Below are 16,503 nucleotides of genomic sequence, written 5' to 3' on the forward strand. Positions count from 1 at the left end.
AATCGGCCTTAAACTTGCGCCTAATTATTCCAACGCACCCACATTTTGACCTTCGTGTTTTCTGGTCACGTCGCAAGTTGCATGAATTACGGGATACAACAGAGCGGATATTCAGTCGGAGTGCCATATTGATCGCAGTGGACTCAGAATTGACATTCACCCACACAAGAAGGCCCGCCGGTTTCGGCGGGCCTTCTTGTTGTGCGGCGGGGTGCGGCCCCGCCCCTTGGTCAGTGGATCACCGCGTCGTCCGGGCGGGGGCGGTCGGAGGTGCCGAGGCGGTCTCCGATGATCAGGCCGTCGGTGCCTGCGGTCACCGGAACGGTTTCGCCGTCCTTGACGTCTCCAGCCAGCAGCAGTTCCGCCAGCGGGTTCTGCAGGGCGCGCTGGATCACGCGCTTGAGCGGGCGGGCGCCGAAGACCGGGTCATAGCCTTCGTCGGCCAGCCATTTGCGGGCGCCCTCGTCCAGGTCCAGCGTGATCTTGCGGCCGGCCAGACGTTTGCGCAGGCGGGCCAGCTGGATGTCGACGATGCCGTCCATATCGGCGCGGGCGAGCCGGTCGAAGATGATGGTCTCATCCAGACGGTTGAGGAATTCGGGGCGGAAATGGGCCCGCACCGCATCCATCACGTCGCGCCGCGCGTCCGAGGCATCGGCGCCTTCGGGCAGCTGGCTGAGTGCCTGCGCGCCGAGGTTCGAGGTCAGCACGATCAGCGTCTGCTTGAAGTCCACCGTGCGGCCCTGACCGTCGGTCAGCACCCCGTCATCGAGCACCTGCAACAGCACGTTGAACACATCCGGATGCGCCTTTTCCACCTCATCGAACAGCACCACCTGATAGGGACGGCGGCGGACGGCCTCGGTCAGGACACCGCCCTCGTCATAGCCGACATAGCCCGGAGGGGCGCCGATCAGGCGGGCAACCGCGTGTTTCTCCATGAACTCGGACATGTCGATGCGGACCATCGCGTGTTCGTCGTCGAACAGGAACTCGGCCACGGCCTTGGTCAGTTCCGTCTTGCCCACGCCGGTCGGCCCGAGGAAGAGGAAGCTGCCCAGCGGGCGGTTCTCATCGTTCAGGCCCGCGCGCGCCCGGCGCACGGCATTGGCGACGGCGGTGACGGCGGTGTTCTGGCCGATCACGCGGGTGTGCAGCTGGTCCTCCATGCGCAGGAGTTTCTCGCGCTCGCCTTCGAGCATTTTCGAGGTCGGGATACCCGTCCAGCGTTCGACCACGCTGGCAATCTGTTCCGGGCGCACGGTTTCCTCGGCCATCATGCCGCCCTCTTCGCGGCTTTCGGCCTCTTGTAGCTGTTTTTCCAGCCCCGGGATGACGCCATAGGAGAGCTCCCCGGCCTTGGCCAGGTTGCCCTCGCGCTTGGCGATGTCCAGTTCGGCACGGGCCTTGTCGAGCTGTTCCTTGAGCGACTGCGCCGCGTTCAACTTGTCGCGTTCGGCCTGCCACTGGGCGGTCATCTCAGCCGAGCGTTCCTGCAGCTCGGCCAGATCCTTTTGCAGGGTTTCCAGCCGGTCCTTCGAGGCCGCATCGTCTTCGAGCTTCAACGCCTCTTCCTCGATCTGCATCTGCAGGATCTGGCGGTCGAGCTGGTCGAGCTCTTCGGGTTTCGAATCCACCTCCATGCGCAGGCGCGAGGCGGCTTCGTCCACAAGGTCGATGGCCTTGTCGGGCAGGAAGCGGTCGGTGATGTAGCGATGCGAAAGCGTCGCCGCCGAGACCAGCGCCGAATCCGAGACGCGGACACCGTGATGGAGTTCGTATTTCTCCTTGATGCCGCGCAGGATCGAGATGGTGTCCTCGACTGTGGGTTCGGTGACCATGACCGGCTGGAACCGGCGGGCCAGGGCTGCGTCCTTTTCCACGTATTTGCGGTATTCGTCGAGCGTGGTGGCGCCGATACAGTGCAGCTCCCCGCGTGCAAGCGCCGGTTTGATCAGGTTGGCGGCATCCATGGCACCGTCGGATTTACCGGCGCCGACCAGCGTGTGCATCTCGTCGATGAAGAGGATGATCTCGCCTGCGGCCTCGGTGACCTCGGTCAGGACTGCCTTGAGCCGCTCTTCGAACTCGCCGCGGTATTTGGCACCGGCGATCAGCGCGCCCATGTCGAGCGCGAGCAGTTTCTTGTCGCGCAGACTCTCGGGCACATCGCCGTTGATGATGCGCAGGGCCATGCCCTCGGCAATCGCGGTCTTACCGACGCCGGGTTCCCCGATCAGGACCGGGTTGTTCTTGGTGCGGCGGCTGAGCACCTGCATCGAGCGGCGGATTTCCTCATCGCGCCCGATGATCGGGTCGATCTTGCCTTCGGCCGCCGCCTCGGTCAGGTCGCGCGCGTATTTCTTGAGTGCGTCATAGCCCTCTTCCGCCGACGCGGTATCGGCGGTGCGGCCCTTGCGGATGTCGTTGATCGCTTCGTTGAGTTTCTGGGCGGTCACGGCACCGGCGTCCAGCGCCTCCTTGGCCTTGGATTTCACCATGCAGAGGGCCATCAGCACCCGTTCGACCGGGACAAAGCTGTCGCCTGCCTTCTTGGCGATCTTTTCGGCCTCATCCAGCACCTTGGCGGTCTGGCCGTCCAGATAGACCTGACCGGCATCGCCGCTGACTTGCGGGATCTTGGACAGCGCCACATCCAGCGCCTCGACCACGCGGTTGGGCGCGCCGCCGGCACGGGTGATCAGGTTGCTTGCCAGCCCCTGGTCGTCATCCATCAATGCTTTGAGAATATGTTCGGGCGCCAACCTCTGGTGCCCCTCGCGCAATGCAATCGTCTGCGCCGCCTGCACGAAGCCTCGTGCCCGCTCGGTGAACTTCGACAAGTCCATCTTTCTCTCCTTTTCCAAGCGCCCAAGGTCTCTGCGCCCGCTTGGCGGCACGCGTCGGTCTGGGCCTCGCATTCAATCTGGGAGATATCTTTGACGGTTCAAGAGGCTAAGGCACAGAAACCAGCCCTATATTTGCGGTATCGTGTAGACCGTGTAACCGCCCGTCTCGGCCACTTGCTGCGCGCCGTAAGCCTCGACCAGAGTTTGCGCGGCGGTGCTGCCGGTCGGGCAAGAAACCAGATCGGCGGTGTGATCCAGAAATTCTGCGGTAAAGGCGGTTTCGCCGGTCAGCTGGCACCAGTCATCCCCGGCCCGGTAGCCGCGCACAAATTTCAGATCGTCATTTGTCGGGTCCGGTGCGGCGCCTCTTTCCCATTCCGGAGCCTCGTCACAGGCCCCTATGGCCAGCAGCACTCCAAGCAAAGCCAGCTTTCTCATGTTCTGTCCCCCGTATTGAACAAGCGTCTCAAGTGCGGGTACCATAACACAAGTCATCAGCGCGCCACGCATGGACAGATCGCGCCAAACCCGCTAGGACGCAAGCGTTTGTCAAAAAGGAGCCCGCCGAATGTCCGATGACCGCCTGATTGTCGCCCTTGACGTGCCCAACGCCCTGCAGGGGCTGGCGATGGCCGAAAAGCTGGGGGACAGCGTGTCGTTCTACAAGATCGGGCTGGGGATGCTGACCGGGGGCGGGCTGGCGCTGGCCAATGAGCTGAAACAGGACCACGGCAAGCGCATCTTTCTGGACATGAAGCTCTTTGACATCAGCAACACGGTTGAGAATGCGGTGCGCGGGCTGGCGCAGTTCGATCTGGATTTCCTGACCGTGCATGGCGATCCGCATGTGGTGCGGGCGGCCAGGGAGGGCGCGGCCGGCAAAGACCTGAAGATCCTTGCGGTGACGGTCCTGACCTCGCTGAACCGCGCCGATCTGGATGCGGGGCTGATCAAGCCGGGCGAGGTGCAGGAGCTTGTGCTTGAGCGTGCCGCCCGGGCGTTCGAGGCCGGGGCGGATGGCGTTATCGCCAGCCCGCAAGAGGCGGCCTTGATCCGTGTCTTGCCCGAAGCGGAGGGCCGTCTGATCGTCACCCCCGGTGTGCGCCCGGCTGGGGCGGCGGCGGGTGACCAGAAACGGGTGGCAACCCCGGCCCAAGCGATCGGCGACGGGGCGGATCACATCGTGGTGGGACGCCCGGTCTATCAGGCTGCCGATCCGAAGGCGGCGGTGGCGGCGATCCTGGAGGAGATGGGGTCGCTGCAGGTGCATTGAGGTCGACACGACGGGCGGGCCGAACCAACCGCAGTTGACGATATCGCAGAACAGAGGGCAGCGCCCGACCGTGGGTGGGCGCTTCTGCCGATGGCGGTTTGCACTTTATGGCGCCGCCACATCCAGCGCATGTGCGGGTCACAAACATCAACATAGCGCCCGCCCATAGGGGCGGTCGGGCGCTGCCCGGCGGCACTGCGTGCCTTGATTCCGGGCTGGGTGCTTGAGCCGAACAGCCTCGTTTCTCCTCACTGGCCACGCCAATCCACCCTGTGCCCGCAAAAGCACATGATACAGGCAGGTTTTGGGGTGCGGGAAATCCGGACTACCACCAAGAGCGTTTTTGAGCGATTCTAAGACTGAGACACTCCCCAACGAACCGTCTCTTCCTGTGGTTCGTTACCTCCCCCCCGCCCACTTTGCGGGGGGATTTTCTGAGAAGACAGTGATTTACCCGGAGCCGCGCCGGTCAGGCCGACGCGGTCTGGCGGCGCAGGATCAGGTAGCGCCGGATCTGATCGGCGAAATGCGGCACCGCCTTGGGGTGATCGGCATATTCCTCGGGCGGCATCAGGCGCCAGCCCTGCCCTTCTGAGCCGAAGCGAACCCGGTCCACCGTTTCCGGCGGCAGGTGAGCCACGAAGAACCAAACATCGCCGCGCGGGCGGTGATAGGCGTTGCTCCAGGCAATATCGTCGGCACTGAGGCTCAGTCCGACCTCTTCGAGGGTCTCGCGCAGGGCACAGTCGAGCGGTGCCTCGCCATCCTCGCGCCCGCCACCGGGAAAGTCCCAGTGATCGGGATAGGGAATGTCGGGGTTGTCGTCCCGGCGGATCACCAGCAGATCGGGGCCCATGAAAAGGGCGATTTTCGCGCCTGAAAACTCCATGAAGGACTGCCTTGCCTTTGAACGATGCCGCGACTCGGGTTAGATATGGGCCGCTTATACCCCGAAACGAAACCTCATGCGCGTAAAAGAGTTGATGCCCGGCCTGTGTCGCGACTGCCTGACCTGTTTTGACGATGCACGGCGCTGTCCCGACTGCGGCAGCCCGAGGGTCACGCTGCATCCCGAGCTGTTCGATCTGAGCATCGCGCATATGGATTGCGACGCCTTCTATGCCTCGGTGGAAAAGCGCGACAATCCGGAGCTTGCGGGCAAGCCGGTGATCATCGGGGGCGGCAAACGGGGCGTGGTGTCGACCGCGTGTTATGTGGCGCGCATCCGGGGCGTGCGCTCGGCGATGCCGATGTTCAAGGCGCTGACGCTGTGCCCCGACGCGGTGGTGATCAAGCCGCGCATGTCGGTCTATGCGGCGATCTCGAAACAGATCCGGGCGATGATGGATGAGCTGACGCCGGTGGTGGAGCCGCTGTCGCTGGATGAGGCATTCATGGATCTGTCCGGCACCGAGCGGCTGCACGGCGCGCCGCCTGCGGTGATGCTGGCGCGGCTGGTCAGGCGGATGAAGGATGAGTTGGGGCTGACCGGCTCGATCGGCCTGTCCCACAACAAGTTCCTGGCCAAGGTGGCCTCGGATCTGGACAAGCCGCGCGGGTTTTCGGTGATCGGTCAGGCCGAGACGGCGGAATTTCTGCATGACAAGCCGGTGCGTCTGATCTGGGGCATCGGCCCGGCGGCGCAGGAGTCGCTGGAGCGCGCCGGTATCCGCACCTTCTCCGACCTCCTGCGCTGGGAGCAGGAGGCGCTGACCGCGCGGTTCGGCTCGATGGGCTATCGGCTGTGGCATCTGGCGCGGGGGCAGGACCGACGGAAAGTGTCGGCACATGAGCCGATGAAGTCGATCAGCAACGAGACCACGTTCTTCGAGGACACAGCCAACCCGGATGTGCTGGACGGGCATTTGTGGCGGATGGCCGAGAAGGTCTCGGACCGGGCCAAAGCCAAGGAGTTGGCCGGGCGGGTGGTGACGCTGAAGCTGAAGAAGGCCAATCATAAGATCCTGACCCGGCGGGTGTCGCTGCGGGATCCGACACAGATGGCCGACCGGATTTATCGCACCGCGCGGGGGCTGTTCGATCAGGTGGGCGATGAGGGGCCGTACCGGTTGCTGGGCTGCGGCCTGTCAGATCTGTGCGATGCGGAGCAGGCGGATGTCTCGGGCGATCTGCTGGACCCCGGCGCCTCGCAGCGGTCGGGCGCCGAGCGGGCCACGGACGAGATCCGCAAGCGGTTCGGGACGGATGCGATCCTGAAAGGACGGGCGCTGCGGTAGCGGCCAAAGCCCGGTGGGAGCAGTTACTCGGCGGCCAGCGGAACCTCGTCCCGCCCGATCCCCGCAATCTCTTCGATCACGCTGCGCAATGCGGTGCGGAAGGTGTTGAAATTGGCATTGGGCAGGATGCGCTCTTCGTCGATATAGAGCGAGCGGTCAATCTCAACCTGCACCGCGTGCTGATGCCGGGACGGGCGGCCATAGGTCTGGGTCACATAGGCGCCCGCAAAGGGCGTGTTGCGGGTGACGTTGAACCCGGCGGCGGCAAAAGCGGCCTCGATCCGGTCCACGACATCCGCGCTGGCCGCGGCACCGAAGCGGTCGCCCAGCACGATCTCGGGGCAGGACGTCTTGCCACGGGCGAGGCCGGCGACCGCCTCATGCGGCATCGAATGGCAGTCGATCACGATGGCTTGCCCGAACGCATCGAACGACTCGGTCAGAAGCGATTGCAGCCGCGCGTGATAGGGCCGCCAGTAGGCGTTGATCCGACGCTGCGCCTCGGACATCGGCAGTTTGCCGCTGTAGATCGCGCGCCCGTTTGCCACCACCCGTGGAATCACCCCCAGCCCCGAGGCCACCCGGGGATTGTGCCCGTGCTTGCGCGCGCCCTGCACCAGCGCCGGGTCCAGCTCCTCAACACTGCGGTTGAGGTCCAGATAGGCGCGCGGGACCGCCGCCTTAAGCAGCGGCGCGCCAAACTCGGCCGCCGGTTCGAAAAGCAGATCGACAAAGGCATCCTCGGACGACCGAATCGCGTGCCGGTCCAGAACCGAACGCCGCAGGAAGTCCTGCGGATAGTCGCGACCGCTATGGGGCGAGGAAAAAACCACGCAGGAGCTGCGGTCTGCCGGGGCACTGAGATGGTAGGCTGCGTTCTGCATGGTCACTCCTTGTCGGGAAGAAACATAGACCGGAAAATAGTTCTTCCAAAGCCCTTGATCCCCGCCGCGACTCCTTTTATAGACCCCTCCACCGGCGCGGAGTTCCGCGCCCCATTTCGTTATGGGGCAGGGCACGCAAAGGTTTCATGGGCGGTTAGCTCAGCGGTAGAGCACTTCGTTGACATCGAAGGGGTCACAAGTTCGATCCTTGTACCGCCCACCATGAATTCACTGTTTCGGCCCTTGCAAGAGGTCACCGGGGCACCCGCAACATGAAGGCGCTGGCCCGCGCCGAAGGAACAGGAGACAGGCCATGAAGGTCAAGAACTCGCTCCGCTCGCTGAAGAACCGGCACCGTGACTGCCGGGTCGTGCGTCGCAAAGGCCGCGTCTATGTGATCAACAAGACGCAGCGCAAGTTCAAAGCTCGTCAGGGCTGAGAACGTCGCATACCGAGATTTACGAAAGCCGCGCCTTCGGGCGCGGTTTTTCTTTTTGGGCCGTCGCAGAGAGTTGGATCCAACAGAGGGCCGCGCCCTCCCTCGGGTGGGCGCCCGCGACGAGTGTGGTCTGCGATTTATCCTGAAAGCTCCGAACGACGTTTGAGCGGCACATGACATCGCCAGTGCGCCCTCCCGTGCGGAAGGGAGGGCGCGGCCCGGCGGGCTTTGCCCTTGATTCCGGACCAGGAGGCCGGTGAACCGGGGCTGAGATGCGTCATTTCCGGTCACGTGTTATCCTTTGGCCAGAACAACGGAGCGGGGATGACATGTCGGGATCGGACATCAAGGTTCTTGTGGGCACCACCAAGGGCACGTTCATCGTGAATGGAGGAGCGGACCGGTCCGGCTGGACGGTCAAAGGCCCCTATTGCGATGGCTGGTCGATCAACCATGTGATCGGCGACACCGAGACCGGCACGCTGTGGGCCGGGGGTGGTAGCGACTGGCATGGCGCGGGGGTCTGGCGCTCGGACGATGGCGGTGAGAGCTGGGAGGTCACCCGGCTGACCAAGGGTGAGCAGGACGAGTGGGCCGCCAATGATCCGGGCTTTGCCGAGATGATCGGATGGACGGACGACCCGCTGCCCTTTGGCGACCGGTTCTCGCAGATCTGGTCGCTGCGCTATGCCCATGGCACGCTGCTGGCCGGGACCAAACCCGCCCGGCTGCTGGCCAGCCGCGATGGCGGGCGCACGTGGGAGACACTGGACGGTCTGACCAACCATCCTTCGGCGGACAGCTGGAACCCCGGCGGGGCGGGGCTGGTCCTGCATACCATCCTGTCCGATCCCGCCGATGCGCAAAAGCTGTGGGTCGGCATATCGGCCGCCGGGGTTTTTGCCACCGAGGATGGCGGCGAGACCTGGGAGCGGCGCAACCGGCTCTCGAACGCCGATGCCTGCAGGCATCATGACCATCCGGCGGCACCGCGGGACGGCGAGACCGGGCATTGCGTGCACAACATGATGCGGGCAAACGGGTCGGCGGATCTGCTCTATCAGCAGAACCACCACGGGGTCTGGCGCTCGGGCGACGGGGGCCGCAGTTGGGAGGATATCACAGAGGGCCTGCCCTCGACCTTCGGATTTCCGATTCATGTCCACCCCCGCGATCCCAACATGATCTGGACGCTGCCCCTGAACGGCGACAGCATCGGACGCTATCCGCCGGATGCGGCGGCGGCGGTGTGGCGGTCCTGCGACGGCGGGCAGAGCTGGCAGGACCACCGGCAGGGGCTGCCGCAAAAGGGCTGTTTCTTCACCGTGCTGCGTCAGGCGATGGCGGGCGATACGCGTGATCCGGCGGGGATCTATTTCGGCACCAACAGCGGCTCGGTCTTTGCCAGCACCGATGAGGGTGCAAGCTGGGACGAGGTGGCCCGGCATCTGCCGACCATTCTGGCGGTCGAGGTGCTGGACCAGGCGTAGAACCCGGCGCCCCATTCCCCATCGGCAGGAGCCCGCATGACCCGAGCACCCAATGTCATCCTGATCCTTGCCGACGATATGGGATTTGCCGATCTCGGCTGCACCGGGTCCGAGATCAGAACGCCCAATATCGACGCGCTGGCGCGGGACGGCGCGCTGCTGACGGCCATGTATAACTGCGCCCGTTGCTGTCCGACGCGCGCCTCGCTGCTGACCGGGCTTTATCCGCACAACGCGGGGATCGGGCATATGGGCGCCGATCTGGGCACCCCCGCCTATCAGGGGTTCCTGCGCAATGACGCGGCCACCATTGCCGAGCATCTGCGCGCGGCAGGCTACCGGACCGGCATGTCCGGCAAGTGGCATGTGGGCGGTGATTTCATGGCGCGCGAGGTCGACAGCTGGCGGGTCGGCGATATCGACCACCCCACACCGCGCCAGCGCGGGTTTGACCGGTTCTACGGCATCGTGGACGGGGTCACTCACTTCTTCTCGCCGCATTACATGCTTGAGGATGACGCCCGCGTCGAAACCTATCCCGACGACTTCTACTTCACGGATGCGATCACCGACAAAGCCATCGGGATGATCGAGGAATCGGTGGCGATGAAGCAGCCGTTCTTCCTGTATCTCGCGCATACCGCCCCGCATTGGCCGCTGCACGCCCATCCCGAGGATATCGCCCGCTATGACGGTGTCTACGACAAGGGCTGGGATGCAACCCGCACGGCCCGGCACGAGACCATGAATGCGATGGGGCTGTTTCAGACCAACTGGCAGATCAGTCCGCGCGACACGGACGTGCAGCCCTGGGTGGCGGAAACCAACCGCGACTGGGAAGCGCGCAAGATGGCGACCTATGCGGCGATGGTGGACCGGATGGATCAGTCCATCGGCACGCTGATTGCCGCGCTGAAACGGCTTGGGCAGTTCAAGGATACCCTGATCCTGTTTCTCAGCGACAATGGCGGCTGTGCCGAGTTCATGGCCGAGGATGGCTGGGCCAAGTTCTTTCCCGACACCACCCATGACGGACGCCGGATCGCGATGGGCAACCGCCCCGATGTCATGCCCGGCGATGCGCTGACCTATCAGAGCTATGACAGGCCGTGGGCCAATGTCTCGAACGCGCCGTTCCGGCTGTTCAAGCATTATGTGCATGAGGGTGGGATCTCGACTCCGTTGATCGCGCATTGGCCCCGCGGCTTTGCCCCGCAGGCGCCGGTGCATGCGGCCTGTCATGTGGTCGACCTCCTGCCGACGATCCTGGAGGTGACCGGCGCCGGGTATCTGAGCGAGCTGGGCGGGCACGCGATCCAGCCCTGTCAGGGTGAAAGCCTTGTGCCCCTGCTGCGCGGTCAGGCGTGGGAGCGCGAGCAGCCGATCTTTTTCGAGCATGAGGGCAACGCGGCGATCCGTCTGGGCCAGTTCAAGCTGGTGCGCCTGCATGGCAAGGACTGGGAGCTTTACGATATCGAGGCGGACCGGACCGAGTTGCACGATCTGATCCATGCCGAGCAGGACCGCGCCCGCGATCTGATCCGGCACTATCAGGACTGGGCGGACAAGACCGGCGTGCTGGATTGGAACGCCGCCCTGCCGCGATTGCTGGCGGCCTGGGAGATGGACAGCGCCGAAGGGTGACGCTTGCGACGATTTTGTCCGAGTAATTCTGTCGGAAATACTTGCATCCGGCGTGGAATCGTATAATTGAGCAAATCAGTCGGGTTATTGCCCGTTGCACAAGAGATACTGGGACACGCCATGCTGAAATCTTCCACCTGCATCGCTGCCGCGCTGACGGCGCTGATCGCAACATCGGCCGCCGCCGAGGGCGAGCTGAACCTCTATTCGTCGCGCCACTACGACACTGATGAGCGCCTTTATACCGATTTCGAAGAGGCCACCGGCATCACCATCAACCGCATCGAGGGCAAGGCCGACGAGCTGATCGCGCGGATGGAGGCCGAGGGCGCCAACTCGCCTGCCGACGTGCTGCTGACCGTGGACACCTCGCGCCTGGCACGCGCCAAGGAGGCGGGCATCCTGCAAGCCATCGACAGCACCACGCTGGAAGAGCGCATCCCCGCCAACCTGCAGGACGCCGACAACCAGTGGTTCGGCTTCTCGCAGCGCGCACGTATCATCTTCTACGACAAGAACGACGTGGCCAACCCTCCGGCAACCTATCTGGATCTGGCCAAGCCCGAATACAAAGGTCTGGTCTGCATCCGCTCGTCGACCAACACGTACAACCAGACGCTGCTGGCCTCGATCATCACCCATCACGGCGCCGAAGCCGCCAAGGACTGGGCCGCCGGCGTGGTCGACAACATGGCGCGCGAACCGCAGGGCGGCGACACCGACCAGCTGCGCGGTATCGTGTCGGGCGAGTGCGAGATTTCGGTGTCGAACTCCTATTACTACGCCCGGGCGCTGCGCAAGGACGTGAAGGGCCTGTCGGATGCGATTGACTCGGTGTCGGTGCAGTTCCCCTCGCAGGAAGCCGAGGGCGCGCATATGAACCTGTCGGGGGCCGGTGTGGCGGCACACGCGCCGAACAAGGATAACGCGGTCAAGTTCCTGGAATATCTCGCCGGTGAACAGGCGCAGGTCTATTTCTCGAACGGTAACGACGAATACCCCGCCGTCGCCGATGTGCCGCTGGCCGAGAACGTCTCGGCGCTGGGTGCGTTCAAGGCGGATGAGGTGAACCTGTCCGACGTGGCCAAGAACATCCCCGAGGCACAGAAGATCTTTAACGAGGTCGGCTGGAAGTAATCTGCCGGAAAATCAGGCAGTCTTGGGCGCAGAGGAATTCTCTGCGCCCTTTTCTGTTTGCTTTCCATTCCAGTTCAGCGCAGCATTTCCGGATATGAGAATCTATTTCGGATATGAGATATGCTGGATGACCTCTCCCACCGCCTGTCACTGCGGCTGAAGGAACTGCGGCAGGGGCGCGGCTGGTCGCTGGACCAACTTGCCGCGCAGAGCGGGCTGAGCCGGGCGACCCTGTCGCGCATGGAAAAGGGTGAGGTGAGCCCGACCGCCGAAAGCCTGGGACGTTTGTGTGCCGCTTATGGCCTGCCGATGTCGCGGCTGATGATGATGGTCGAGGAGACCTTTGCGCCCAAGGTGCCCTACGAGCGGCAGACCGAGTGGACCGATCCCGAGACCGGCTATACCCGCCGCTCAGTGTCGCCGCCTGCCGGGGGGCTGAGCGGTGAGGTGCTGGAATGCCACCTGCCGCCGGGTACGCGGATCGCCTATGACGCGCCTCCGAAACCGGGGCAGGAGCACCATCTGATCATGCTCGACGGGGCGCTGACCCTGACCGTGGATGGCGTGCCGCATGCGCTGAGCGGCGGCGACTGCCTGCGCTATCACCTGTCAGGCACGACCGAGTTCGTGACCGCTCCGGGCCGCGGAGCGCGGTACATGCTGGTGCTGATTTGATCCGGCGGTTGGAGCGCGCGGCGCTGCCGGAGGCGCTGGAGGATTTGACCGGCCTGTTGCGGGACTGCGTGCAGGCGGGCGCCAGCGTGGGGTTCGTCCTGCCCTTCCCGGTGTCAGAGGCGCGGGCCTATTGGGCGGACCAGGTGTTTCCATCCGTGGGGCGCGGGGTCGAGCTGTTTGCGGCCTGCTATGGTGGGCGGGTCGTGGGAACGGTGCATCTGGCCATGGCGGCGATGCCAAACCAGCCGCACCGCGCAGATGTGGCCAAGCTGCTGGTGCATCCCGACGCACGGCGGCAGGGGCTGGGCCGGGCCCTGATGCAGGCGCTCGAGGCGCGGGCGCGAGAGCTGGGCAAGACGCTGCTGGTACTGGATACGCGCAGCGGCGACCCCTCGCAGGCGCTGTATCAGGGGTTGGGGTTCCAAGTGGCCGGAGAGATCCCGAACTATTGCCGCAACACGTTCGAGGAGCTCTATGAGCCGACCACCTATCTCTATAAGGTGCTGGCGTGATCGGGGTTCTGGTCCTCGCCGTGATCGCGGGCGGCGCGCTGATCGCGGCGCAGGGGCCGATCTATACCCGCATGGCCGGGATGCTGGGCGGGCCGGTACAGGCGTCGATGCTGGCCTTTGCCGTTGGGGCGCTGGCGCTTTTGGCCTTGCTTGCAGGCCTGGGCGGCCCATTTCCCCGGCGCGCGGAGATGGCGGCGGTGCCCCTTTGGGTCTGGGCTGGCGGGTTGATCGGGGTCTATGTGGTGCTGGTCTCGATCCTCGCCGTGCCACGGCTGGGCGTGGCCTCGTACATGGTCTGCGTGATCCTGGGGCAGCTTGCGGCAAGCTATGCCTATGACCGGGCGGGAGCGTTTGGGATGGCGGCGCGGGAGTTCTCGGTGGCTAATCTGGTGGGGCTGGCAATGGTGGGTGCCGGGGCGGTGTTGGTGGTCTGGCGATGACACGGGCGAAGCCGCTTGCAAGCGGCTTAAGCGGTTTGCAAACCGCTTCAAGGCGTTTCCAAACGCCTTTTTCGCCAGCCGCTAACGGTTGCGCCCGACCTGACGGCAGATCAGGATCACCGGCAGCAGCCCCACGGCGAGGATGGCCAGCGATGGCACCGCCGCCCCTTCGAGCCTTTCATCCGAGGCCAGCCGGTAGGCCTGCACCGCCAGCGTGTCGAAGTTGAAGGGGCGCATGATCAGCGTCGCGGGCAGTTCCTTCATCACGTCGACAAACACGATCAGCAGCGCCGTCAGCAGCGAGGGCGTCAGGATCGGCAGATGCACCCGGCGCAGGGTGCCGAACGGGGTTTGACCAAGCGAGCGGGCGGCGGCGTCCATGTTGGAATGCACCATGCTCTGCCCGCCTTCATAGGCCCCCAGTGCCGCTGCCAGAAACCGCACCATATAGGCCGCGACCAGCAGCCAGATCGAGCCGGTGAGCAAAAGCCCGGTGGAGATGTCGAACGTCGCCCGCATCCACGCGTCCAGCGTGTTGTCGAAGGCGGCGAAGGGCACGATCAGGCCCACGGCGATGACGCCTCCGGGCACCGCGTAGCCGAGCCGCGCCAGATAAGCCGCTGTGGCCGAGTTGCGGCCCGGTTTCAGGCGCTGGAAGAACCCCACGCATATGGCAGCGCAGACGGTGACAAAGGCGGCGGTTCCGGCCAGTGTCAGCGAGTTGCGGATGAAGCCGACATAGCGCTTCGACAGCAAGTTCTGTTCCGAATCCATCCCCATCTGCACCAGGATCACCACCGGCAGCAGAAAGCCGAGCACCACCGGAATGGCGCACAGGATGAACGCGGCGACCGCCTGCCAGCCGTGAAGCTCGGACGCGGGCATCGCCGCGTGCCGCTTGCCCGACTGGTAGTATTTCGCCTTGCCGCGCTGGGTGCGCTCGATCACCGCAAGCAGCAGCGCGAAGCTGAGCAGGCACAGCGCCAGCTGCGCCGCCGCCGCCCGGTCGGCCATCGAGAACCAGCTGGTGTAGATGCCGGTGGCAAAGGTCTGGACGCCGAAATAGGCGACGGTGCCGAAATCGGCGATGGTCTCCATCACCGCCAGCAGAACACCGCCGGCAATGGCCGGGCGCGCCATCGGCAGCGAGACCTTCCAGAAAGCCGACCACGGGCTCGACCCCAGCGCGCGGGCCGCAAGGAAGGCGGTGGCGCTCTGCTGCAGGAACGCCGCGCGGGCCAGCAGATAGACGTAAGGATAGAGCACGAGGATCAGCATGATCGCGGCGCCCTCGGTCGAGCGGATCTCGGGGAACCAGTAGTCGCGCGGACCCCAGCCGGTCACCTGCCGGAGCGTGGATTGCACGATGCCGGGGTGATCCAGCACGAAAGTATAGGCATAGGCCAGCACGTAAGCGGGAAAGGCCAGCGGCAGAACCAGCGCGATCTCCATCAGGCGGACGCCGGGAAAGCGGGTCATGGTCACCAGCCAGGCCGCGCCCACGCCCAGACAGAAGGTGCCACAGGCCACCAGCCCCACCAGCAGCAGCGTGGTCAGCGCATAGCCGGGCAGCACCGTTCTGATCAGGTGCGAGATCGTGTCGGTGCCGCCGGTGATCGCCGCCAGCGCCACGGCCAGCATCGGCAGCAGGCAGGCCGCCGCCACGGCAAAGGCGATCCCGCCCAGCACCCGTGTTCCAAGCGCGTTGCGGTGGCGTGAGCCCTGTTCTGAATACTCGATATCGGCCATGGCGGGTCGGTTGCGGGATTGCCTTTGCCTCTTATTCGACCAGATTGGTCGGAAATACCAGTGCCCCTGCCGCGCAATCGCATGGCCAGGGCCAAAAAATGCCACCGCAGCAGAGCCGGGGCCGGGCCGAAAGCGTGCATGGATCTTTCGATTTCAGGATGCCCCGGACGGTCGGTTGGCCGGTATTCAGCGACGCGCTACTGATCTCGCTCTTTTCGATGATGATCGCGGACGGGCTTAATGGTCCCTGATCCCGGGCTCCTCGAAGAACGCGCGGATATCGTCGAAGACTTCGGGCCGGGACACGAACAGGACATGCCCATGGCCGGGATAGCCCAGGATGCGCGGGCTACCGAGCTTGCGGGCGAAGCGCCGGGTCTGGGTAGGGCGGAAAACCGGATCGCTGGTCCCGACAAAGAACCGGATCCGGTCGGCATCCAGCACCGGCACCGGAGGCAGGCGCCAACGGCGCAGATCGCGGGTCTGTGCGCGGCTGAGCGCAATGTCGGGCTGGATCAACCTGTCACGCTCCTGCTCGAGCAGCTGCGTGGCTCGTTTGCGCCGGTCGGGGTCGCGCAGCCCGTCGCGGCCGAACAGGAGGGTCTTGTAATACTCCAGCCAGACCCGGTTGAGGTCGAGACTGCCGCTGCGAAGAGCCGCCGCAAGGATATCGGCGGCACCGTTCAGCGCGGTGCGCAGGCCGCCTGCGTGCTCGACTGCTGAGGACATCGCCGCCACGCGGGTGTCGTCGCGATCGATCCCGGCCGCGGCGATCAGGGCGATGGGGGCGCCGGTCGAATAGCCGATCAGCCGGATTTTCTTGCCGGGGTGGCGATTGGCAAAGGCGGCGATCTCGGCCGCGGCCTGAGATATGACCAGATCGTAATTCGACGGCGCTCCGTCCATGCCGGGAAACCGGTAGTAGACCGGCGCATAGCCCGACGGCGCCCAGGACCGGACCGGGTCGAAGATCTGGCCGGGGGTCAAGACGCCCGGCAGCAGGAACACGATGCTGTGCGCCCGGGCCAGTTCTTCCTGCCGATAGACAAAAGGGTCGGGTGCGGATGGCGGCCGGGGATGCGGGGCGGAACAGCCCAAGAGCAGGCCCAGTATCGACAGAACCCTCATCACCCGCATCATCGCGCCGCCCCTGTCATCGGCCAAGGATACCTTG

Annotated in this window: 15 protein-coding genes and 1 tRNA gene; 10 read left to right on the forward strand and 6 right to left on the reverse strand. The window is 64.8% G+C overall.

The genetic code is table 11. The features are described 5' to 3' along the window. Positions 1 to 230: 230 nt before the first annotated feature. Both clpB and GOX53_RS14860 read right to left on the reverse strand, forming a co-directional pair. Positions 231 to 2,849: an ATP-dependent chaperone ClpB gene (clpB, locus tag GOX53_RS14855; protein ID WP_171177658.1), complete on the reverse strand. Its 2,619-nt coding sequence runs from the start codon at positions 2,847 to 2,849 to the stop codon at positions 231 to 233. A 126-nt stretch (positions 2,850 to 2,975) separates the two neighbouring features. Further along, entirely contained in the window at positions 2,976 to 3,287 is a 312-nt protein-coding gene (locus tag GOX53_RS14860) for a hypothetical protein (RefSeq protein ID WP_171177660.1), read from the reverse strand. Between the two features lie 130 nt (positions 3,288 to 3,417). Here GOX53_RS14860 and pyrF point away from each other — a divergent pair, with 130 nt between their 5' ends. Then, complete coding sequence (gene pyrF / locus GOX53_RS14865) at positions 3,418 to 4,122, forward strand: orotidine-5'-phosphate decarboxylase (RefSeq protein WP_171177662.1); 705 nt, start codon at positions 3,418 to 3,420, stop codon at positions 4,120 to 4,122. Positions 4,123 to 4,591: 469 nt separating this feature from the next. Here pyrF and GOX53_RS14870 read toward each other — a convergent pair whose 3' ends face one another. Next, positions 4,592 to 5,011, reverse strand: coding sequence for an NUDIX hydrolase (locus tag GOX53_RS14870; RefSeq protein WP_171177664.1), 420 nt, complete (start codon positions 5,009 to 5,011; stop codon positions 4,592 to 4,594). A gap of 94 nt (positions 5,012 to 5,105) precedes the next feature. On the opposite strand from GOX53_RS14870, the gene GOX53_RS14875 reads away from it, so the two are divergent. Next, a complete protein-coding gene (locus tag GOX53_RS14875; protein ID WP_171177666.1) occupies positions 5,106 to 6,359 on the forward strand; it encodes a DNA polymerase IV in 1,254 nt (417 codons plus the stop codon). A 23-nt stretch (positions 6,360 to 6,382) separates the two neighbouring features. Here GOX53_RS14875 and GOX53_RS14880 read toward each other — a convergent pair whose 3' ends face one another. Next, positions 6,383 to 7,243 carry an N-formylglutamate amidohydrolase gene (locus GOX53_RS14880; RefSeq protein ID WP_171177668.1) on the reverse strand — a complete coding sequence of 287 codons (861 nt, stop codon included), beginning with the start codon at positions 7,241 to 7,243 and terminating at the stop codon, positions 6,383 to 6,385. Positions 7,244 to 7,391: 148 nt separating this feature from the next. Between GOX53_RS14880 and GOX53_RS14885 the strand changes: the two genes are divergently transcribed. The 8 genes from GOX53_RS14885 (at position 7,392) to GOX53_RS14920 (ending at position 13,580) form a co-directional block, all read left to right on the forward strand. Then, positions 7,392 to 7,466: transfer RNA gene (locus GOX53_RS14885), tRNA-Val, on the forward strand. A 90-nt stretch (positions 7,467 to 7,556) separates the two neighbouring features. Then, positions 7,557 to 7,682 carry a type B 50S ribosomal protein L36 gene (gene ykgO / locus GOX53_RS14890; RefSeq protein ID WP_005648635.1) on the forward strand — a complete coding sequence of 42 codons (126 nt, stop codon included), beginning with the start codon at positions 7,557 to 7,559 and terminating at the stop codon, positions 7,680 to 7,682. 329 nt (positions 7,683 to 8,011) lie between these two features. Beyond that, the gene (locus GOX53_RS14895) at positions 8,012 to 9,172 is read left to right on the forward strand and encodes a sialidase family protein (RefSeq protein WP_171177670.1); all 1,161 of its coding nucleotides are present in this window, start codon (positions 8,012 to 8,014) and stop codon (positions 9,170 to 9,172) included. A gap of 36 nt (positions 9,173 to 9,208) precedes the next feature. Beyond that, positions 9,209 to 10,816, forward strand: coding sequence for an arylsulfatase (locus GOX53_RS14900; protein WP_171177672.1), 1,608 nt, complete (start codon positions 9,209 to 9,211; stop codon positions 10,814 to 10,816). A 120-nt stretch (positions 10,817 to 10,936) separates the two neighbouring features. Further along, the gene (locus GOX53_RS14905; RefSeq protein WP_171177675.1) at positions 10,937 to 11,953 is read left to right on the forward strand and encodes a Fe(3+) ABC transporter substrate-binding protein; all 1,017 of its coding nucleotides are present in this window, start codon (positions 10,937 to 10,939) and stop codon (positions 11,951 to 11,953) included. A gap of 120 nt (positions 11,954 to 12,073) precedes the next feature. Continuing rightward, positions 12,074 to 12,628 carry a helix-turn-helix domain-containing protein gene (locus GOX53_RS14910; RefSeq protein WP_171177677.1) on the forward strand — a complete coding sequence of 185 codons (555 nt, stop codon included), beginning with the start codon at positions 12,074 to 12,076 and terminating at the stop codon, positions 12,626 to 12,628. Beyond that, positions 12,625 to 13,140, forward strand: a complete 516-nt coding sequence (locus tag GOX53_RS14915) for a GNAT family N-acetyltransferase (protein ID WP_171177679.1) — start codon at positions 12,625 to 12,627, stop codon at positions 13,138 to 13,140. Before GOX53_RS14910 ends, GOX53_RS14915 begins: the two co-directional genes overlap by 4 nt. Further along, the gene (locus GOX53_RS14920) at positions 13,137 to 13,580 is read left to right on the forward strand and encodes a DMT family transporter (protein WP_171177681.1); all 444 of its coding nucleotides are present in this window, start codon (positions 13,137 to 13,139) and stop codon (positions 13,578 to 13,580) included. The genes GOX53_RS14915 and GOX53_RS14920 overlap by 4 nt, the downstream gene beginning before the upstream one ends. Positions 13,581 to 13,661: 81 nt before the next feature. On the opposite strand, the gene GOX53_RS14925 is transcribed toward GOX53_RS14920, so the two are convergent. Together GOX53_RS14925 and GOX53_RS14930 are read right to left on the reverse strand one after the other, a co-directional pair. Next, entirely contained in the window at positions 13,662 to 15,329 is a 1,668-nt protein-coding gene (locus GOX53_RS14925; RefSeq protein WP_171177682.1) for an iron ABC transporter permease, read from the reverse strand. A gap of 237 nt (positions 15,330 to 15,566) precedes the next feature. Further along, positions 15,567 to 16,493, reverse strand: coding sequence for an alpha/beta fold hydrolase (locus GOX53_RS14930; RefSeq protein ID WP_254446576.1), 927 nt, complete (start codon positions 16,491 to 16,493; stop codon positions 15,567 to 15,569). Positions 16,494 to 16,503 lie beyond the last annotated feature (10 nt).

Origin of the sequence: Ruegeria sp. HKCCD8929 (assembly GCF_013031405.1) — a bacterium.
Classification (GTDB): Bacteria; Pseudomonadota; Alphaproteobacteria; order Rhodobacterales; family Rhodobacteraceae; genus Ruegeria.